General features: G+C 68.8%; 17 protein-coding genes. 4 read left to right on the top strand and 13 right to left on the bottom strand.

Going from position 1 to position 18,240, the window contains the following annotated elements:
- Genes AC07SQ_RS19430 through AC07SQ_RS19420 form a run of 3 tightly spaced genes read right to left on the bottom strand, consistent with a single transcriptional unit; the run spans position 1 to position 3,109 of the window.
- Entirely contained in the window at positions 1-948 is a 948-nt protein-coding gene (locus tag AC07SQ_RS19430) for a 3-hydroxyacyl-CoA dehydrogenase NAD-binding domain-containing protein (protein WP_495272569.1), read from the bottom strand.
- The gene (locus AC07SQ_RS19425) at positions 945-2,153 is read right to left on the bottom strand and encodes an ABC transporter substrate-binding protein (RefSeq protein ID WP_495272568.1); all 1,209 of its coding nucleotides are present in this window, start codon (positions 2,151-2,153) and stop codon (positions 945-947) included. Before AC07SQ_RS19425 ends, AC07SQ_RS19430 begins: the two co-directional genes overlap by 4 nt.
- Before the next feature lie 35 nt (positions 2,154-2,188).
- Positions 2,189-3,109, bottom strand: a complete 921-nt coding sequence (locus tag AC07SQ_RS19420) for a beta-keto acid cleavage family enzyme (protein ID WP_369645773.1) — start codon at positions 3,107-3,109, stop codon at positions 2,189-2,191.
- A gap of 158 nt (positions 3,110-3,267) precedes the next feature.
- Between AC07SQ_RS19420 and AC07SQ_RS19415 the strand changes: the two genes are divergently transcribed.
- Complete coding sequence (locus AC07SQ_RS19415; protein WP_495272567.1) at positions 3,268-3,648, top strand: DUF1090 domain-containing protein; 381 nt, start codon at positions 3,268-3,270, stop codon at positions 3,646-3,648.
- 14 nt (positions 3,649-3,662) lie between these two features.
- Positions 3,663-4,373 (top strand): Crp/Fnr family transcriptional regulator, encoded by a 711-nt coding sequence (locus AC07SQ_RS19410; RefSeq protein WP_070061409.1) that lies wholly within the window; start codon positions 3,663-3,665, stop codon positions 4,371-4,373.
- A gap of 40 nt (positions 4,374-4,413) precedes the next feature.
- On the opposite strand, the gene AC07SQ_RS19405 is transcribed toward AC07SQ_RS19410, so the two are convergent.
- Complete coding sequence (locus AC07SQ_RS19405) at positions 4,414-6,216, bottom strand: NAD(P)/FAD-dependent oxidoreductase (protein WP_495272566.1); 1,803 nt, start codon at positions 6,214-6,216, stop codon at positions 4,414-4,416.
- 231 nt (positions 6,217-6,447) lie between these two features.
- Between AC07SQ_RS19405 and AC07SQ_RS19400 the strand changes: the two genes are divergently transcribed.
- Both AC07SQ_RS19400 and AC07SQ_RS19395 read left to right on the top strand, forming a co-directional pair.
- Positions 6,448-7,092 (top strand): TetR/AcrR family transcriptional regulator, encoded by a 645-nt coding sequence (locus AC07SQ_RS19400; protein ID WP_495272565.1) that lies wholly within the window; start codon positions 6,448-6,450, stop codon positions 7,090-7,092.
- Complete coding sequence (locus tag AC07SQ_RS19395; protein ID WP_495272564.1) at positions 7,089-8,303, top strand: glycosyltransferase; 1,215 nt, start codon at positions 7,089-7,091, stop codon at positions 8,301-8,303. The genes AC07SQ_RS19400 and AC07SQ_RS19395 overlap by 4 nt, the downstream gene beginning before the upstream one ends.
- On the opposite strand, the gene AC07SQ_RS19390 is transcribed toward AC07SQ_RS19395, so the two are convergent.
- From AC07SQ_RS19390 to AC07SQ_RS19350, 9 genes are all read right to left on the bottom strand, one after another.
- Positions 8,300-10,252, bottom strand: a complete 1,953-nt coding sequence (locus AC07SQ_RS19390; RefSeq protein WP_495272563.1) for a sigma-54-dependent Fis family transcriptional regulator — start codon at positions 10,250-10,252, stop codon at positions 8,300-8,302. The two genes, AC07SQ_RS19395 and AC07SQ_RS19390, sit on opposite strands and share 4 nt — an antisense overlap.
- Before the next feature lie 127 nt (positions 10,253-10,379).
- Complete coding sequence (locus tag AC07SQ_RS19385) at positions 10,380-11,162, bottom strand: hypothetical protein (protein ID WP_495272562.1); 783 nt, start codon at positions 11,160-11,162, stop codon at positions 10,380-10,382.
- Positions 11,163-11,258: 96 nt separating this feature from the next.
- Positions 11,259-11,960, bottom strand: a complete 702-nt coding sequence (locus AC07SQ_RS19380; protein WP_139703457.1) for an ABC transporter ATP-binding protein — start codon at positions 11,958-11,960, stop codon at positions 11,259-11,261.
- Positions 11,960-12,712 (bottom strand): ABC transporter ATP-binding protein, encoded by a 753-nt coding sequence (locus AC07SQ_RS19375; RefSeq protein ID WP_062470295.1) that lies wholly within the window; start codon positions 12,710-12,712, stop codon positions 11,960-11,962. The genes AC07SQ_RS19380 and AC07SQ_RS19375 overlap by 1 nt, the downstream gene beginning before the upstream one ends.
- Positions 12,709-13,692, bottom strand: a complete 984-nt coding sequence (locus AC07SQ_RS19370) for a branched-chain amino acid ABC transporter permease (RefSeq protein WP_495272561.1) — start codon at positions 13,690-13,692, stop codon at positions 12,709-12,711. The genes AC07SQ_RS19375 and AC07SQ_RS19370 overlap by 4 nt, the downstream gene beginning before the upstream one ends.
- A complete protein-coding gene (locus tag AC07SQ_RS19365) occupies positions 13,689-14,561 on the bottom strand; it encodes a branched-chain amino acid ABC transporter permease (RefSeq protein ID WP_062470301.1) in 873 nt (290 codons plus the stop codon). Before AC07SQ_RS19365 ends, AC07SQ_RS19370 begins: the two co-directional genes overlap by 4 nt.
- Positions 14,562-14,664: 103 nt before the next feature.
- Positions 14,665-15,840 carry an ABC transporter substrate-binding protein gene (locus AC07SQ_RS19360; RefSeq protein WP_070061398.1) on the bottom strand — a complete coding sequence of 392 codons (1,176 nt, stop codon included), beginning with the start codon at positions 15,838-15,840 and terminating at the stop codon, positions 14,665-14,667.
- Complete coding sequence (locus tag AC07SQ_RS19355) at positions 15,837-16,661, bottom strand: alpha/beta fold hydrolase (RefSeq protein ID WP_495272560.1); 825 nt, start codon at positions 16,659-16,661, stop codon at positions 15,837-15,839. The genes AC07SQ_RS19360 and AC07SQ_RS19355 overlap by 4 nt, the downstream gene beginning before the upstream one ends.
- The gene (locus AC07SQ_RS19350; protein ID WP_495272559.1) at positions 16,658-18,211 is read right to left on the bottom strand and encodes a benzoate-CoA ligase family protein; all 1,554 of its coding nucleotides are present in this window, start codon (positions 18,209-18,211) and stop codon (positions 16,658-16,660) included. Before AC07SQ_RS19350 ends, AC07SQ_RS19355 begins: the two co-directional genes overlap by 4 nt.
- Positions 18,212-18,240 lie beyond the last annotated feature (29 nt).

Here is an 18,240-nt window from a genome sequence, read left to right as displayed (position 1 = left end):
TCAATCCAGCGTACCCGTCTCGGCCTTGGCGCGAATCAGGTTCAACAGCAGGGTGTCGCGCGCGGCTTCGAGGTCGGCGGTGTGGCGCGTGCCCAGGGCCTCGTCCACGCCTTGCACCACCTGCTGCTTCAACGCGTCCGTCATCGAGGGCGCGCCCAGGTCCTTCCACCAGTCTTCGATGGGCCCGCCCAGGTGCGCCAGCAGATGCTCGATGCCGCCCGCACCGCCCGAGAGGTGCAGGTTCATGAAGGGCCCCATCACGGCCCAGCGCAGGCCGGGGCCGTGCGCGATGGCGGTGTCGATGTCGGCCACGCTCGCCACGCCTTCGTTGACGAGGTGAAAAGCCTCGCGCCACAGCGCGGCCTGCAGCCGGTTCGCGATGTGGCCTTTCACCTCTCGCTTCACGTGGATCGGCCGCTTGCCGATGGCGGCATAGAAGGCCATCGTGCGGGCGATGGTGTCGGGCGAGGTCTGCTCGCCGCCGATCACTTCCACCAGCGGAATCAGGTGCGGCGGGTTGAACGGATGCCCCAGCACCACGCGCTGCGGGTGCGCGCAGCCCGACTGCACGCCGCTGATCGCCAGGCCCGACGAGCTCGACGCGAGGATGGTCTCGGGTGGCGCGGCCGCGTCCATGCGGCGGAACAGGTCGATCTTGAAATCCATGCGCTCGGGGCCGTTCTCCTGCACGAAGTCGGCCACGGCCACGGCGTCTTCCAGACTGTCGTGAAAGCGCAGGCGATCGACCGAGGCGCCCTCGGCGAGGCCGAAGCGCGCCAGCGTCGGCCAGTGCTGCGCCACGGCAGCGCGCAGCCGGTCTTCGGCGCCGGGCGAGGGGTCGGTCGCGTTCACGTCGAGCCCGTGCGCGAGGAAGTGCGCGGCCCAGCTGGCGCCGATCACGCCGGTGCCGACGACGGCGACGCGCTTCACGTCGGTGGTGAGGTTCATGCCGATTTCCACCGCACGCAGCGGCTCTCCGTCTTGGTGGTCCAGGCGGCTTCGCCGGGGATGTTCTCGATCACCTTGTAATAGTCCCACGGCTCCTTCGACTCGGTCGGCGCCTTCACCTGCATGAGGTGCATGTCGTGCACCATGAGGCCGTCGTCGCGCAGCCAGCCGCCCTTGACGAACATGTCGTTGAACTTCGTCTTGCGCAGCTGCGCCATCACCTTGTCGGCGTCGTCGCTGCCCGCGGCCTTCACGGCCTGCAGGTACTGCAGCGCGGCCGAGTAGTCGCCGGCGTGGAAGGAGGAGGGCATGCGCTTGTGCTTGTCGAAGAAGCGCCGCGCCCAGGCGCGCGACTCGGGGCTCTGGTTCCAGTACCAGCTGTCGGTGAGGTACATGCCCTGCGAGGCCTTCAGGCCCAGCGCGTGCACGTCGTTGATGGTGATGATCATGCCGGCGAGTTTCATGTTCTTGCTGATGCCGAACTCCGCCGCCGACTTGATGGCGTTCACCGTGTCGCCGCCGGCATTCGCGAGCGCCAGCACTTGCGCCTTCGAGCTTTGCGCCTGCAGCATGAACGACGAGAAATCGCTCGCGCCCAGCGGGTGCTTCACCGAACCCGCCACCGTGCCGCCGCTGGCCTGCACGGTCTTGGTGGCGTCGCTCTGCAGCGCGGCGCCGAAGGCGTAGTCGGCCGCCACGAAGTACCAGCTCTTGCCGCCGGCCTTGACCACCGCGCTCGCCGTGCCGCGCGCCATCGCCACGGTGTCGTAGGCGTAGTGCACGGTGTAGGGCGAGCAGTACTCGTTGGTGAGGCTCGACGCGCCCGAGCCCACCACGAAGTACGGCTTCTTCTTGTCGGCCGCCACGCCGGCCATGGCAATGGCCGCGCCCGAGTTCACGCCGCCGATCAGCATGTCGACCTTGTTCACGTCGAACCATTCGCGCGCCTTGGCGGCGGCGATGTCGGGCTTGTTCTGGTGGTCGGCCGTGACCAGCTCGATCTTCTTGCCGTCGATGGCGCCGCCCATGTCGGCGATGGCCATGCGGATCGCTTCGGCGCCGGCCGGGCCGTCGTAGTCGCGGTACAGGCCTGACATGTCGCTGATGAAGCCGATGCGGATGGTGTCGTCGGACACCTGGGCGAAGGCGCTCGATGTGAAGAGGGCGCCGAGCGCGAGGGCCAGTGCGGTGCGGGAAGCGTTCATGTGTCGTGTCTCCGTTCGTTGTTGTCGTTGTCTTGTCAGCCGAGTGCGAACTCGGGCCGCGGTCCGCCCACGCGCGGCAGGCCCATGATCTGGCGCGCCTCGGCCGGCGTGGCCACTTCCATGTCGAGCTCGCGGATCACGCGCACGATGCGCTCGGTGAGCTGCACGTTGGTGGCCAGCTCGCCGTGGCGGAAGTAGAGGTTGTCTTCCAGCCCCACGCGCGCGTGGCCGCCCAGCAGCAGCGCTGCCACGTTGGCTTCGAGCTGCGACATGCCGATGCCGCTCACGCCGAAGATGGCGCCCTTGGGCAGCGTGTCGACCATCATCTGCAGGTTGCGCGGCGAGTACGGCATCGCGTTCTGGAAGTTGCGATGCACGTTCATCACCAGGTTGATGAAGTAGGGCTCGTCGTCATGGCCTTCCTCGATCAGCGTGGTCGTGTCCTGCAGGATGTGCGTGGGGCTGAACACCTCCCACTCGGGTTTGATGCCGCGCGCCTTCATGCCGGCGGCCAGTTCGCGCCCGCGCGTGATCGGCGTGTCCATCAGGATCTGCTTGCCTTCGAAGCTCAGGTTGAGCGTGGTGGCGTCCAGCGTGCACATCTCGGCGCCGGCGTCCATGCCCTTGATGCGCTCTTCCCACGCGATCTCCCAGCGATCGCCCGCCAGCGGCTTCACCATGTCGCCGTGCACGCCGCCGCCGGTGGAGTTGTTCAGCACGATGTCGCTGCCGAGCGCACGGATGCGGCTGTTGATGTCGCGGTACACCTCGGCGTTGCAGGTGGCGCCGTCGTCGGGGCGGCGCGCGTGAATGGCCACCACGCTGGCGCCGGCGTTCCAGCAGCGCAGCACGTCGGCGGCGATCTCGGCGGGTTGGGTGGGCAGGTGGGGGTTCTGCGACTTGTGCGCCATGCCGCCGGTGGGGGCGATGGTCACGATCACTTTGCGCTTCGACATGCTCGGGGCTCCTGGGGGTCAGTCAGTCATGGGGGCGCGCCATTATTTTTTGTGATGCGTTCGTACTCAGTCATCGCGACGACATTCCGGGGCAGGGTTTACGCGGCGTCAGCCGCTAAAGTCGCCCCTGCACCGTTGCGCACACAAGGAACCTCTCCATGAAATTTCTGCCCCTCGTGCTGGCCGCCGCGGCCGCGTTCACCGCCCTCGGCGCCGCCCCGCAACCCGCCGGCCCCGCCACCTGCGACGCCAAGCGCGAAGCCATCGGCCGCGACATCGAGATGGCCAAGTCCAAGGGCCAGAAGCAGCGGGTTCGCGGGCTCGAAACCGCGTTGGCGGAAGTGAACCGCAACTGCACCGACGCCAAGCTGGCGGCCGAGCACCAGAAGCGCATCCGCGCCCAGGAGCGCAAGGTGGCCGAGCGCGAACGTGACCTGCGCGCAGCCCAGGAGAAGGGGCGCGCCAGCAAGATCGCCGACCGCGAGAAGAAGCTGCACGAGGCGCAGGCCGAGCTGCAGCAGCTCAAGGGCGCGCAGTAAACAAAAAAGACAGCATGCCCCCGACCAAGCCGGCGATCCCCGCGGCCTCCCTGACCATTCCCCAGCTGCTGCAGGGCTCGGCCTGGTTCCCGCTGCTCGACGTGGGCGCGGGCGAGCGCGTGCTCGACGAGATGCGCGAGGTCGAGGTGGCCGCCGGTGCCGCGCTGTGCCGGCGCGGCGACACGCCGCTGCACTGGTACGGCACGCTCGAAGGGCTGCTCAAGTGGTCGATCACCTCCAGCGACGGCCGCTCGGTCACGCTGGGCGGGCTGTCGGTGGGCAGCTGGTTCGGCGAAGGCACGCTGCTGCGCGCCGTGCCGCGCTCGGCCGACATCATTGCGCTGCGGCCCAGCCGCGTGGCGCAGCTGCCGCTGGAGACCTTCGAGTGGCTGCACCGCACGCAGCGCGGCTTCGATCACTTTTTGCTGCAGCAGATCAACGAACGGCTGCACTGGTTCATGGGCAGCTACGCCGCGCACCGCCTGCTCGACGCCGACAGCCAGGTGGCGCGCGCGCTGGCCGGCCTGTTCCACCCCTGGCTGCACCCGGGCAGCGAGCCGCACCTGCAGACCTCGCAGGAAGAAATCGCCAACCTGTCGGGCGTGTCGCGCCAGCGCTGCAACGCGGCGCTCAACCGGCTGAAGGAGGCCGGGTTCCTGCACATCGAGTACGGCGGCATCACCGTGACCGACCTCGAAGGCTTGCGGCGCTTCATCCAGGAGTGAATGACTCCCTCTCCCCGAGGGGAGAGGAAGCCGGAGCCGCTCAGCGCTTGTGGTGCGACGCCGCCAGCTCGTACACCGGCGTGTCGATCCCTTCCATGCGCGCCTTCAGCTGCAGCGCCAAAAACTGCGAGTAGTGGCGCGACTGGTGCAGGTTGCCGCCGTGGAACCACAGCTGGGGCACCTGCGTCGGCTTCCACATGTTGCGCAGCTCGCCTTCCCACGGACCCGGGTCCTTCGGCGTGTCGGAGCCCAGGCCCCAGCACTTGCCGACCTTGTCGGCGGTCTCGGGCGAGATCAGGTCGGCGAGCCAGCCGTTCATCGAGCCGTAGCCCGTGGCGTACACCAGCAGGTCGGCCGGCAGCTCGGTGCCGTCGGTGAGCGTGACCGAGCGTTCGTTCACGCGCTCGATGTTCACGCCGCTCTTGAGGTGGATGCTGCCGTTGGCCACCAGCTCCGAGGCGCCCACGTCGATGTAGTAGCCCGAGCCGCGCCGCAGGTACTTCATGAACAGGCCCGAGCCGTCCACGCCGAAGTCGAGCAGGAAGCCGGCCTTTTCCAGGCGCGCATACAGGTCGGCGTCGCGCTTCTTCATCTCCTCGTACACCGGGATGTGGAAGGTGTGCATGATCTTGTAGGGCACCGAGGCGAAGATCAGGTCGCCCTTGTGGTGGTCGATGCCGCTCTTCACCGCCTGCTCGGAATACAGCCCGCCCAGCGCCAGCTCCATGAGCGACTGCGAGGGCGCGATGTGCGTGGACGAGCGCTGCACCATCGTCACGTCGGCGCCGTGCTCCCACAGCGCGGCGCAGATGTCGTGCGCCGAGTTGTTCGAGCCCAGCACCACGCACTTCTTGCCCGCGTAGGCCTCGGGCCCGGGGTGCTGGCTGGAGTGGTGCTGGTCGCCCAGGAAGTTCTCGGCGCCCGCCACCTTCGGCACGTTCGGATAGCCCGACACGCCGAGCGCGAACACCAGCTGCTTCGGGCGCAGCGTCACGGGCTTGCCTTCGCGCTCCACCTGCACCTCCCAGCGCTGCGTGGCCTCGTCGAAGCGCGCCTTGGTGGCGTTCGTGGAGCTCCAGTAGTTGAGCTCCATGATCTTGGTGTACATCTCGAGCCAGTCGCCGATCTTGTCCTTGGGCGCGAACACCGGCCAGTCGTCGGGGAAGGGCATGTAGGGCAGGTGGTCGTACCAGACCGGGTCGTGCAGGCACAGCGACTTGTAGCGCTTGCGCCAGGAGTCGCCGGCCTTGGCGTTGCGCTCCACGATGATCGTCGGCACGCCCAGCCGCCGCAGCCGCGCCCCCAGCGCGATGCCGCCCTGGCCGCCGCCGATGATCACCACCTCGGGCTGCTCGGTGTAGCCCAGCGCGGCCTCTTCGTCGCGGCGCTTCTCGAGCCAGTTCTTGCGGCCCTTGTGCACGCCGTGCTCCGCGCCCTTGATGCGGTTGTCGCCGGTCTTTTCCTCGAAGCCCTTCAGCTCGGTCATGGTGGTGAGCAGCGTCCAGGCCTTGCCATTGCGCAAGCGCACGTGGCCGCGCCCGCGCGCCACGCGCGTCTCGAAGCCGAACCACGCATCGACCACGCCGTCGGCCTCGGTCGCCTCGCCTTCGAGCGCGAAGGCCGTGGGCTGCGTGTCGGCCAGGCGCGCCTGCAGCATCGCGCGGATGGCGCCCGCGCCTTCCTGCGTGCGGAGGTTCCAGGTGAACGCGACGAGGTCGCGCCAGTAGCTGTCGGCCTCGAACAGCGAGACGGCCGCATCGATGTCGCCGCGTGCGAGCGCGGCGGCGAAGTCGGCCAGCCATTGGGCGGCGGCCCGGGTGGGGCCGGTGGTCGGGTCTGTCATTGCATGTCTCCGTTGTGTCGTTGAACGAATCGAATCGAATCGCGGCGCGGCAAGGCGCACGCGAAGAGCGTGGCGCAGCTTTCGTGCCGTGCAGGGGGCGACGAAGAATCAAGGGGTTGGCGGCGGTTTTGTCGCAGGCACCTGTCGCTGTCTCACCGAGACTGAGACGATGCATGAGAATCTGAACGACGTCTAAAATTGGACGACGTTCAAATTCAAGGGCTGCGAACCGTGACCGAACCAGACCCCCCAGGCCGCCGCGAGCGCCGCCGCACCCAGACGCTCGACCACGTCGCCGCCACCGCCATGCGCCTGTTCGAAGCCCAGGGCTACGACGCGACCACCATGGAGCAGATCGCGCAGCAGTCCGACGTGGCCAAGGGCACGCTCTACAACCACTTCCCGACCAAGGAAGCGATCCTGGCGCACTGGGTGCATCTCGAACTCGTGGTCGATGCGCAGCGCCTGCACGAGGCCATCGACCCGAAGGCGGGCTTCACGGCGCAGCTCACCGGCCTGCTCGATGCCTCGGCCGACTGGTCCGAGCGCTACCGGGCCTACCTGCTCGACTACTTCCGCTTTCGCTTCCTCAACATCGAGAGCGAACTCGGCGGCGGCGACCGCGGCACGCCGCGCGACCTGTCGGGGCTGTTCGAAGCGCTCATTGCCGCCGCCCAGCAGGCCGGCACGCTGCGCACCGACGTCTCGGCCGCGCACCTCGCGAGCCTGCTGCACCACCTGTACTTCGGCGCGCTGATGCGTTGGCTCACGCTGCCCGGCCTCGTGCTGCGCGACGAGTTCGCGGTGGTCGTCGACCTCTTCGTCGGCGGCGCGCGCGCGACCCCCAAACCCACTGCAAGGAGACGCGTCCCATGAAGATCGCCGTGCTCACCTACGGCACCGAGGGCGACGCCCGCCCACTCGCCGCGCTGTGCCGCGCGCTGGACGACGCGGGCCATGCGTCGGTGCTGCTGGCGGACGCGACCACGCTCGGCGCGGCCGAACGGCTCGGCGTGCGCTCGCAGGCGCTGGCCGGCGACATCCGGCAGGCGCTCGGTGGCGTCATCGCGCAGGGCGACAAACCGGCCGCCGCCGCGAAGGCGCTCGCAGACATCGCCAATGCCAACGCCACGCTCTGGCTGCGCCAGACCGTGGAGGCCGCGCAGGGCTGCGATGCGATCGTCTGCGCGGGGCTCGCGGCCTTCGTGGGCCTGTCGGCGGCCGAGGCGCTGGGCGTGCCCGCCATCGGCGCGGGCATGTTCCCGCTCACGCCGACGGCCGCGTTCGCCTCGCCCTTTCTGCCGCCCGCCCGCGTGCCGCGCTTCTTGAACCGCGCGAGCCACCACCTCGTCAACGGGCTGCTCTGGCGCGCCTTCCGGCCGGCCGTGAATGCCGCGCGCGCCGAGGTCTGCGGCCTGCCGCCGCGCCGCCGCCTGTGGACCACGCACCCCGCGCTCTACGGCTATTCGCCGAGCCTGCTGCCGCGCCCGGCCGACTGGCCCGCCAACGCCGCCGTGTGCGGCCAGTGGCTCGCGCCCGTGCCCGACTGGCAGCCGTCGCCGGCGCTGCGCGACTTCCTCGCGGCCGGCGAGGCGCCCGTCTACATCGGCTTCGGCAGCATGACGGGCTTCGACAAGGCGCGGCTGCTCGCGGCCCTCGTCGACGGCATCGCCGGCCGGCGCGCGGTGCTGCACCCCGGATGGAGCGGCCTCGATGGGGCACAGCCGCCGCCGAACTTCCACGTCATCGGTGACACGCCGCACGACTGGCTGTTTCCGCGGATGGCGCTGGTGGTGCACCACGGCGGCTCGGGCACCAGCCACTCGGCCGCGCGCGCGGGCGTGCCTTCGGTGGTCGTGCCCTTCGCGGGCGACCAGGCGTTCTGGGCGCACCACCTCGCGCAGGCGGGTGTGGCACCGCCCGCCGTAGCCGGCGGCCGGTTCGGTGCGGACGACCTGGCGCGCGGCATTGCCTTTGCGCACGACCCGCAGGTGCGCGCGCGGGCCCGTGCACTGGGCGAACGCATGCGCGCGGAAGACGGCCTGGGCACGGCCGTGCGCGCGATCGCGCAGATCCTGAGGCGCTAGCCGCGCTGCGGCGCCACGATGCCGAAGCGCTTCATGTGGCGGTACGCGGTGGCGCGGCTGATACCGAGCGCCTGCGCGGCCCGTGCCACATGCCAGCGGTGGCGCTGCAGCGCGTCGAGCAGGCGCGTGGCGTCGGCGGCGCTGTCGTCGTCGTCTGCCGGCGTGGGTGATGTGTCACAGCGGTCGAGCGACGGACGATGCGGCGCCAGGCGCAGCTCCTCGGGCGTGATGCTCGCGCCCGTGCAGAGCGCCAGCGCCAACCGCAGCACATTGCGCAACTCGCGCAGGTTGCCCGGCCAGTCGTGCGCCATCAGCCGCAGCATCGCCGCTTCCGACAGCCGCGCGGTCGAGCCCATCGCCGCGGCCTCTTCATGGAACATCGCCTCGATCAGGTAGCGCCGGTCGCGCCGTGCGCGCAGCGGCGGCAGCTTCAGCACCGCGCCGCACAGGCGGTAGTACAGGTCCTCGCGAAAGCGCCCGGCCGCGACCAGCGCCGACAGGTCGCGGTGCGTGGCCGCCACCACCGCAAGGTCCACGCGCTGCGGCGACTCGGCCCCCAGCGGCAGCACCTCGCCTTCGGACAGCACGCGCAGCAGCCGCGTCTGCAGCGCCATCGGCATGTCGCCGATCTCGTCGAGAAACAGCGTGCCGCGGTCGGCCTGCGCGATCAGTCCCTTCATGCCCTTGGCGCGGCCGCCCGTGAAACTGCCGGGCGTGTAGCCGAAGAGCTCGCTCTCGATCAGCGAATCGGGAATGGCCGCGCAGTTCACCGCCACGAAGGGCAGCGCCGCGCGCCGGCTCGCGCAATGCAGCGCGCGCGCCAGCACCTCCTTGCCGCAGCCGGTCTCGCCCTCGACCAGCACATGGATGCCGCGGTCCACCAGCCGGCGCGCCTGCGCGATCAGCTGCTGCATGGCGGGGTCGTCGTCGCCCGCGATGCGCTCGAGCGGCGGCAGGCGGTCCGAAGGCTGGGGCGGCGGCGATGCGGGCGTCGTGACTGGTGAGCGCCGCAGGCGCGGCGCGATCAGCGAGGCGTGGTACTCGCCGCCGCCGGGCAGCAGCACCGTGTGCGCAAAGGGCAGAGCCGACGCACCGCCGTTGCCCAGGCGCCAGATCGCGTCCATCGGCAGGTGCAGCAGCGCCGACACCGCGCCGCCCAGCAGTTGTTGCTGCGGCCCCGAAAAGACCTCGCGCGCCCCGCCGTTGGCGCCCACCACCGTGCCGCCCTCGTCAAAGGCCAGCATCACCTCGCCCGCCACGTCGACCAGCCCGAAGGCGCTGCCCAGCCGCAGGATCCAGTGGCCGCGAAAGTGCCGCAGAAAGTCGGCGTCCTCGATCATCCGCGCGTAGATCGACACCAGGTGACGCACCAGGTGCTGGCTCTCGCGCGCCTCGGGCGAGCGCAGCGCCGACACGTCGAGGATGGCCGTGAGCTTGCCGCTGTGGTCGAACAGCGGCGCCGTCGTGCAGGTGAGCGCGATGTGCGTGGCGTCGAAGTGCTCGGTCTGGTGGCAGGTCATCGGCTGGCGCTCGATGAGGCAGGTGCCCACGCCGCAGGTGCCGGCGTGCGCCTCGTTCCAGTCGGCGCCCAGGTACAGGCCGGCGCGGCGCAGCTGGTCGTCCCAGGCCGGGTTGCCGATGTAGTCCACCGTGATGCCCTCGGCGTCGGTCAGCAGCACCATGTAGCCCAGCTCGGCCACGCGGCGGTAGATGTCCTCCATGCCCGCGCGCGCGGCGCGCAGGAAGTGCTCGAGCTGCTGCTGGTGCACGCGCACCTCCTGCGCCGGCAGGATGCGCGCGGGCGTCGGTCGCGACGGATCGAGCCCGTGGTCGCGCACGCAGCGCGCCCACGACTTGTGCACCAGGCTCGCCGCCGGATCGGCCCGCAGCGCCGTGCCGGTGGCGATCGAATAGACGTTGTCGATGTGGCGCGATTGCAGGGACGTCATGCGCAGCCTCGTGCGTGGAGTGGGCGCGGCACGGGGAGGGGCTGCGCAGCCGGACATGATTCGGCTGTCGCGCTGTCGCAGGACAGAGGTGAAACCCGGTGGGCCTCGTTATGGCTCCTTTGTCGGCCTAATTTTTCGCAGCCTGCTTTCCGTGAACGATGCCGGCGAAGATGACGCCTGGGAAAACCCGGTACTCATCCTCGTTCTTTCCCCAGCCCAGAAACGTCTGCATCTCGACCGGCGGTACATAGTGCGCAAGGAAGTCAGGCTTCAGGCTGGAGCTGATGTCTTGCAGCATCGAGGTCATTTGGTTCACGGCCTCCGTGCGGACATCGGCGGGGGCTTTCCTCCGTGAGACCTTTCGGCTCACGCGAATTACCAGGAGTCCCACCGTCACCGGATGGGGGTAGATGCGAGGGGCTTTGCGAAAGTGCCACAACGCTTGGGATGACTGCTCCTTGACGCTGTCCCATCGGTCCGAGAGTCCGCGCTTGGCTGCGGTATCGCCCAGCGACGAGATTGGAATCTGCTTGAGCTCCAACCCGATGCAGCGCTTTCCATACGTGGCGAAAAAGTCGATGCGTCCGCTGCGCTCCGGTCCCACCTTACCGCGCTTGTCTGTGACGCCGGGACGGGAGATCGTGAATTCCGGCCGTGACACCGGACAAACTGCGGCCAGGGCATTGGCGAAGAGACCGGAAACCTGACGCTCGTTGGCTAGGAGGGGAGGCCAGCAATACGCTTCAGCTTCGTCGAGGTCGGGGGCCGAGTTGATGAGATGTTCGTTGAGAAAGTATCGATAGTTTCCCGATACCACTTCTACCAGCAACTGTTCCAGGAATGTCTGGATGTTCCCGTGTTGGGGGTTGGTGGCCCGCTTGAGGCTGACCTGATTGATGACCTTGAGCATGATGTGCCTCCCTCTTGTTTGAAGGCCTTCAATTTAGGTCAAGCGCACCGCTGGAGCGCTCCTGGAAATCCCGCGTGGAGTGTTCCTGCGCCAGTCTCAAACCCCCAGCAATTCCTCCAGCACCTGCGGCTCGGCCAGCAGATCGGCCGAAGCCCCATGCCGCACGATCTGCCCCTTCTCCATCACCACCGCCAGGTCCGTGTGCGCGAGCACCTTGCGGTAGTCGCGGTCGACGATCAGCGTGGCGATGCCGGTCGCGCGGATCTCGCTGATCACGCGCCAGATCTCGGCCACGATCAGCGGCGCGAGGCCTTCGGTGGCTTCGTCGAGGATCAAGAGGCGCGGGTTGGTCATGAGCGCGCGACCGATGGAGAGCATCTGCTGCTCGCCGCCCGACAGCTGCTGGCCGCCGTGCGAGAGCCGTTCCGACAGGCGCGGGAAGGTGGCCATCACGCGGTCGAAGGTCCAGGCGCGCTGGCCGTCGATGCCGGCGCGTTCGCTCATCACGAGGTTCTCGCGCACCGACAGGTTCGGGAAGATGCCGCGCCCCTCGGGCACGTAGCCGATGCCCAGCCGCGCCATCTTCTCGGGCGGCAGGCCGGTGACGGTGCGGCCGTCGACCTGCACCTCGCCGGAGGCCGGGCGCACGTAGCCCATGATGGTGCGGATCAGCGTGGTCTTGCCCATGCCGTTGCGCCCGAGCAGGCCGACCGAGGTCGCCGCGGGAATGCCGGCATGCACGCCGCGCAGGATGTGGCTGTTGCCGTAGTAGGTGTTGAGGTCGCGAACGATCAGCATCAGTGTTGCTCCTCGCCGAGGTAGGCCGTGCGGACCTCGGGGTTCTCGCGAATTTCTTGTGGGTTGCCCGTGGCGATGACGGTGCCGTTCACCATCACCGTGATGCGGTCGGCGATGCGGAACACGGCGTCCATGTCGTGCTCCACCAGCAGGATGGCGTGCGTGGCCTTCAGCCGCGCGAGCAGCGTGAGCATGCGGTCGGTTTCCTCGGCGCCCATGCCGGCGAGCGGTTCGTCGAGCAGCAGCACACGCGGGTGGGTGGCCAGGCACATCGCCACTTCGAGCTGACGCTGCGCGCCGTGGCTCAGCGTGCCGGCGACGCGCCGGGCTTCGGCCGTGAGGCCCGCCGCTTCGAGCGCGGCGTCGGCCGAGGCGTTGCTGGTGGCGCAGCGCTGCGACGACTGCCAGATCGCCCACGGTTTTGCCGTGGCGGCCTGCGCGGCGAGGCGGCAGTTCTCGTGCACGGTGAACTCCGGGAAGATGGTGGTGCGCTGGTAGCTGCGGCCCACGCCGTCGCGGGCGCGGCGCGATTGCGCGCGCGCGGTGATGTCCACGCCGTCCAACGCGATGCGGCCTTCGGAGGCCTCGATCTCTCCCGAGAGCATGTTGATGAGCGTCGACTTGCCGGCGCCGTTGGTGCCGATCACCGCATGCACCTCGCCGATGTGCAGGTCGAGCGTGACGGCGTTGACGGCCGTGAGGCCGCCGAAGCGGCGCGTGAGCTTGTCCACGGACAGCAGTGCGGCGGTCATGCGCCTCCCTTCGGCGACAGGCGCTGCACCAGGCCGATCAGGCCCTTGGGCAGCAGCGCCACGAACACGATGATGGCGATGCCCAGCGTGAGCTGCCAGTGGTCGGCCAGCGGGCCCATCACGGCGTGGGTGGAGAAGATTTCCTTCAGCAGCGTGAAGGCCACGGCGCCGATCACCGCGCCGCGCAGGTGGCCGAGGCCGCCCAGGATCACCATCAGCAGCACCTCGCCCGAGTTGTGCCAGGCCATCAGTTCGGGGTTGACCACGCCGTCGCGCGAGGCCAGCAGGAAGCCCGCGAGCCCGGCCAGCGCGCCCGCGAGCACGAAGGCCGCGAGCTTGTAGCCATACACCGCGAAGCCCGCCGCGCGCATGCGCTGCTCGTTCACGCGGATGCCCGCGAGCGCCGCGCCAAAGCGCGAGCGGCGGATGAGCGCCAGCAGGCCGTAGGTGAACACCAGCGCCGCCAGCACCACGTAGAACAGCACCGTGCGGTTCTCCATGTCGAGCGCGCCGAGGGCCGGGCGCACGTACAGGTAGATGCCGTCGCTGCCGCCGCCGACCTTGGTGTCGTGGAACACGAAGAAGGCCATCTGCGCAAAGGCCAGCGTGACCATGATGAAGTACACGCCGCGCGTGCGCAGGCTCAGTGCGCCCACGAACAGCGCATACAGCGCCGCCGCGCCCATCGACAGCACCAGCAGCACTGCGAAGTTGCCGCCCTCGTTGCCCGAGGCCAGCACGGTGACGTACGCGCCGATGCCGTAGAAGGCCGCGTGGCCCAGGCTCACGAGCCCGGTCATGCCCACCAGCAGCTCCAGGCTGAGCGCGAAGATCGACAGGATCATCACCTTGACGATGAAGTCCGACGCGTAGTTGCCCAGCAGCGGGCCGGCCACGGCGAGGGCGATGGAGCACAGCACGGGCACGATGAAGGCACCACGCCGCGGCGACGAAGGTGCGGATGCAACCACCGGGCTCATGGCCGCCTCCCCATCAAGCCTTCGGGCTTCCAGATCAGCACGATGGCCATCAGAAGGTAGATGCCGATGCCCGCCAGGTCGGCGAAGAACACCTTGCCGAAGGTGTCGACGAAGCCCACCAGCAGCGAGGCCACGAGCGCCCCCGTGATCGAGCCGATGCCGCCGATCACCACCAGCACGAAGCAGATGATGAGCACGCTCGCGCCCATGTTCGGGTACACCGAGGACATGGGCGCGGCGATCATGCCGGCCAGCGCCGCCAGCGCCACGCCGGCCGCGAACACGATGCGGTACAGCCGCTTCACGTCGATGCCCAGGCCGCGCACCATGTCGCGGTTGCTCGCGCCGGCGCGGATCATCATGCCCAGGCGCGTGCGGTTCACCACGTAGTACAGGCCCACGGCCAGCACGATGCAGGCGGCCGAGGCAAACAGGCGATACCACGGGTAGCTCATGACGTTGCCCAGCGCGAAGCTGCCGTCCAGCCACGCGGGCACCTTCACGCCGTGCACGTCGTTGCCCACGAAGATGGAGCGCAGTTCCTCGAACACCAGGATGAGCCCGTAGGTCATGAGCACCTGCTGCAGGTGGTCGCGCTGGTAGAGGTAGCTGAAGAAGGCCCACTCCAGCACATAGCCGAAGATCGCGGCCAGCACCACGCCGGCCACCAGCATCAGCAGGAACTGGTCGCCGAACAGCGGCGCCAGCGAGAACGCCATGTAGGCGCCGATCATGTAGAAGCTCCCGTGGGCGAGGTTGATGACGCCCATGATCCCGAAGATCAGCGTCAGCCCCGAGGCCACGAGAAAGAGCAGCAGGCCGTATTGAACGGAGTTCAGGCACTGCACCAAGAAGGTTCCGAAATCCACCGTGTGATCCCAGTTGAGTGTGGTTGCCGCAAGGCGGCTCGCGGCCCTGAACCCGGTCAGGGCCGCGAGGGAACGAGAGAGAACCGAAGGCCCGTGGCCTTGCTTACATCCGGCAGCCGCGAGCCGGGTCCGAGAGACCCTTGATCGCGGTGCTCACCAGCTTGTTTTCCTTGCCCTCGACCTTGCGCAGGTAGATGTCCTGCACCGGGTTGTGCGACTTGCTCACCGTGAAGGTGCCGCGCGGGCTGTCGATCTTGGCCTTCTCGATCGCGCCCGTGAACTCGGCCTTCTTCGAGATGTCGCCCTTGGTGGCATTCAGGCCCACGCCCAGCATCTGCGCGGCGTCGTAGCCCTGCACCGCGTACACGTCGGGCTGCAGCTTGAACGACTTGGCATAGGCCACGCGGAAGGCGTTGTCGCGCGGGGTGTTCAGGCCGTCGGCGTAGTGCAGCGTGGTGAGCATGCCTTGCGCCGATTCGCCTTGCGCGTCGAGCGTGCCGTCGGTCAGGAAGCCGGGGCCGTACAGCGGGATGGTCTTGTTCAGGCCGGCGGCCTGGTAGTCCTTGACGAACTTCACCGCGCCGCCGCCCGCGAAGAAGGCGTACACCGCATCGGGCTTGGCCGCCGCGATCTCGGTCAGCAGGGCCTGGAACTCCACGTTGGGGAAGGGCAGGGTGAGCTGCTTGTCGACCTTGCCGCCGTTCTTCTCGAAGCCTTCCTTGAAGCCGTTGACCGACTCTTCGCCGGCCGCGTACTTCCAGGTGATGGTCATGACCTTCTTCTTGCCCTGCTGCTTGGCCGCCACCTCGCCCATGGCGTAGGCCGGCTGCCAGTTGCTGAACGAGCTGCGGAAGATGTTGGGCGCGCACATCGGGCCCGTCACCGCGTCGGCGCCGGCGTTGGGCACGATGAGCACGGTGCCGCTTTCCTTGGCGGCCTTGGCCATGGCCATCGCCACGCCCGAGTGCACGGTACCCACGATCACGTCGACGTTGTCGCGCTTGATGAGCTTGTTGACGTTGTCGGTGGCCTTGGCGGGGTCGGACTCGTCGTCGACCTTGAAGTATTCGATCTCGCGGCCGGCCAGCTTGCCGCCCTGCTGTTCCACGTAGAGCTTGAAGCCGTTTTCAATGGCCACGCCCAGGGCGGTGTAGGTACCGCTGTAGGGCAGCATGAGGCCGACCTTGAGCTTTGCCGTGCCCTGTGCGCCGGCCGCGGAGGCCAGGGCGGCGAAGGCGATGGCCGTGAGCGCCAGGCGCGCGGTGCGAAGGTTCGTCATGGTGTCTGTCTCCTGTTGTTGGTGATGAAAGAAGCGGTCGCGACGATGACACGATCCGGCTGATCGCGATGCGGGGAATGCCCGCATTCAGGGATTTCGAGCAGCTCGCATGTTCCCGCCACGCGCGGGGCGATGTCGCGGATCTGCGCGAGCGTGCCGTACGCGTCGTCGATGCCCTGCACCGCGAGCACGGGGCAGCGGATGGTGGCCAGCTCGGCCTCGATGTTCCAGTCGCGAAAGGGCGGGTGCAGCCAGATGCGGTTCCAGCCCCAGAAGGCCGAGTCGGCGCTGTCGTGGTAGCGGCCGAGCTTGCTGGGCAGGTCGGTCGTGCGGTAGGCAGTGCGTGCGATCTCGATGTTCGCGACGGTCTTGTCCTCCACGAAGATGTGCGGCGCGAGCACCACGAGGCCCGCGACCCTGTCCGAAAAGCGCGAGGCGTACAGCAGCGAGATCGAGCCGCCGTCGCTGTGGCCGAAGAGCCAGGGCTTCTCGTCGCCGAGCTTCAGCGCGGCGAACAGCGCGGGCAGCACCTCGTGCGCCTGGCGGTGCATGAAGTCGACGTTCCAGATCTCGTCCTCGGCGCGCGGCGTGGAGCGCCCGTAGCCGGGGCGCGAGAACACGAGCCCGCGCGCGCCGGCGGCTTCGCAGACCTGGGCGGGGAAGTCCTTCCACATCGCGACGGAGCCCAGGCCTTCGTGCAGGAACACGATGAGCGGGGTGTCGGTGCCGCGTTCGGGGGCGATCCATTGGCACTCGATGCGCACGGTGCGCCCGCGCCAGTCGATGGTGGCGAAGTCGGTGGCAACCGTCGGCGTGCTCATGCCTGCTTCTCGCGTTCGCGCAGCCGGAAGCGCTGGATCTTGCCGGTGGCCGTCTTCGGCAGCTCGCTCACGAACTCCAGGAAGCGCGGGTACTTGTAGGGCGCCAGGCGCTCCTTCACGAAGGCCTTGAGCTCGTCCTCGGTGGCAGCGGCGCCGTCCTTGAGCACCACGAAGGCCTTGGTCTTCGTGAGCCCGTCGGCGTCGTCCTTGCCGATGACGGCGGCCTCGAGCACGGCGGGGTGCTGCATCAGCGTGGCCTCGACCTCGAAGGGCGAGACGTAGATGCCGCTGACCTTGAGCATGTCGTCGCTGCGGCCCGCATAGGTGAAGTAGCCGTCGGCGTCGCGCGTGTACTTGTCGCCGCTCTTGGTCCAGCCGCCCTGGAAGGTGTCGCGCGATTTCTCGCGGTTGCACCAGTACATGAGCGCCGAGCTCGGGCCGCGGATGTACAGGTCGCCCACCTCGCCGTCGGGCACGGGGCGGCCGTCTTCGCCGCGCAGCTCGACCTCGTAGCCGTCCACCGGCTTGCCCGTGGTGCCGTAGCGCACGTCACCGGGGCGGTTGGAGATGAAGATGTGCAGCATCTCGGTCGAGCCGATGCCGTCGATGATCTCGCAGCCGAAGTGCGTCTTGAAGCGCTGTGCGATCTCGCCGGGCAGCGCCTCGCCGGCCGACGAGCACATGCGCAGCGCCACGGCTTCGCGCGCCGGCAGCTTCGGCGAGGCGAGCATGCCCGCGAAGCCGGTGGGCGCGCCGAAAAATACCGTGGGCTTGTGCTCGGTCCAGCGGCGGAAGGTGGCATCGGGCGTGGGGCGCTCGGCCATCAGCACGACGGTGGCGCCCACCGACAGCGGGAAGGTCAGCGCATTGCCCAGGCCGTACGCGAAGTACATCTTGGCGGCCGAGAAGCACACGTCGCCTTCGGTGAGGCCGAGCACGGGCTTGCCGTAGAGCTCGGCGGTCCACCACAGGTTGGCGTGCGTGTGCACCGTGCCCTTGGGCTTGCCGGTGGAGCCGGAGGAATAGAGCCAGAAGCCCGGGTCGTCCGACGCGGTGAGCGCGGGTGCGGGCAGGGGCTCGACGGCGGCGAGCGCGGCTTCGAATTCCTGCGCGCCCTCGGGCAATGCGCCCGTCGGTTGCGACACGAACAGCGTCTGCACTTCATGGCCGCCGCGCGCCATCGCATCTTGCAGGGTCGGCAGCAGCGCGCCCGACACCAGCACCGCCTGCGCGCGGCTGTGGTCGAGCATGTAGGCGTAGTCGTCGGGCGTGAGCAGCGTGTTCACGGCCACCGGCACGATGCCCGCGTAGAGGCAGCCCAGGAAACTCACGGGCCAGTCGTTGCCGTCGAGCATGAGCAGCAGCACGCGCTCTTCGCGGCGGATGCCCGCGGCCTTCAGCGCGGCGGGCAGGCGGCGCGCGCGGTCTTCGAGCTGGCCGTAGCCCAGCGTGCCGCGGTCGTCGATGTAGGCGGTGCGCTCGGCGCGGCCGCGGTTGAGGGCGAACAGGTGTTCGGCAAAGTTGAATCGTGCGGGCAGGCTGCTGTTCATCGTGTGTCTCCTTGGGGCCTGTGCGTGGC

This window comes from Variovorax sp. GW821-FHT06D12 (assembly GCF_059419205.1).
Note: the sequence above shows the minus strand (reverse complement) of the source record. Positions and strands in the feature narration are given on the sequence as shown.

Bases quoted from the DNA above. Each gene is read 5' to 3' on its own strand.
- AC07SQ_RS19430 (WP_495272569.1), bottom strand. From the start codon at position 948: ATGAACCTCACCACCGACGTGAAGCGCGTCGCCGTCGTCGGCACCGGC.
- AC07SQ_RS19425 (WP_495272568.1), bottom strand. From the start codon at position 2,153: ATGAACGCTTCCCGCACCGCACTGGCCCTCGCGCTCGGCGCCCTCTTC.
- AC07SQ_RS19420 (WP_369645773.1), bottom strand. From the start codon at position 3,109: ATGTCGAAGCGCAAAGTGATCGTGACCATCGCCCCCACCGGCGGCATG.
- AC07SQ_RS19415 (WP_495272567.1), top strand. From the start codon at position 3,268: ATGAAATTTCTGCCCCTCGTGCTGGCCGCCGCGGCCGCGTTCACCGCC.
- AC07SQ_RS19410 (WP_070061409.1), top strand. From the start codon at position 3,663: ATGCCCCCGACCAAGCCGGCGATCCCCGCGGCCTCCCTGACCATTCCC.
- AC07SQ_RS19405 (WP_495272566.1), bottom strand. From the start codon at position 6,216: ATGACAGACCCGACCACCGGCCCCACCCGGGCCGCCGCCCAATGGCTG.
- AC07SQ_RS19395 (WP_495272564.1), top strand. From the start codon at position 7,089: ATGAAGATCGCCGTGCTCACCTACGGCACCGAGGGCGACGCCCGCCCA.
- AC07SQ_RS19390 (WP_495272563.1), bottom strand. From the start codon at position 10,252: ATGACGTCCCTGCAATCGCGCCACATCGACAACGTCTATTCGATCGCC.
- AC07SQ_RS19385 (WP_495272562.1), bottom strand. From the start codon at position 11,162: ATGCTCAAGGTCATCAATCAGGTCAGCCTCAAGCGGGCCACCAACCCC.
- AC07SQ_RS19380 (WP_139703457.1), bottom strand. From the start codon at position 11,960: ATGCTGATCGTTCGCGACCTCAACACCTACTACGGCAACAGCCACATC.
- AC07SQ_RS19375 (WP_062470295.1), bottom strand. From the start codon at position 12,712: ATGACCGCCGCACTGCTGTCCGTGGACAAGCTCACGCGCCGCTTCGGC.
- AC07SQ_RS19370 (WP_495272561.1), bottom strand. From the start codon at position 13,692: ATGAGCCCGGTGGTTGCATCCGCACCTTCGTCGCCGCGGCGTGGTGCC.
- AC07SQ_RS19360 (WP_070061398.1), bottom strand. From the start codon at position 15,840: ATGACGAACCTTCGCACCGCGCGCCTGGCGCTCACGGCCATCGCCTTC.
- AC07SQ_RS19355 (WP_495272560.1), bottom strand. From the start codon at position 16,661: ATGAGCACGCCGACGGTTGCCACCGACTTCGCCACCATCGACTGGCGC.
- AC07SQ_RS19350 (WP_495272559.1), bottom strand. From the start codon at position 18,211: ATGAACAGCAGCCTGCCCGCACGATTCAACTTTGCCGAACACCTGTTC.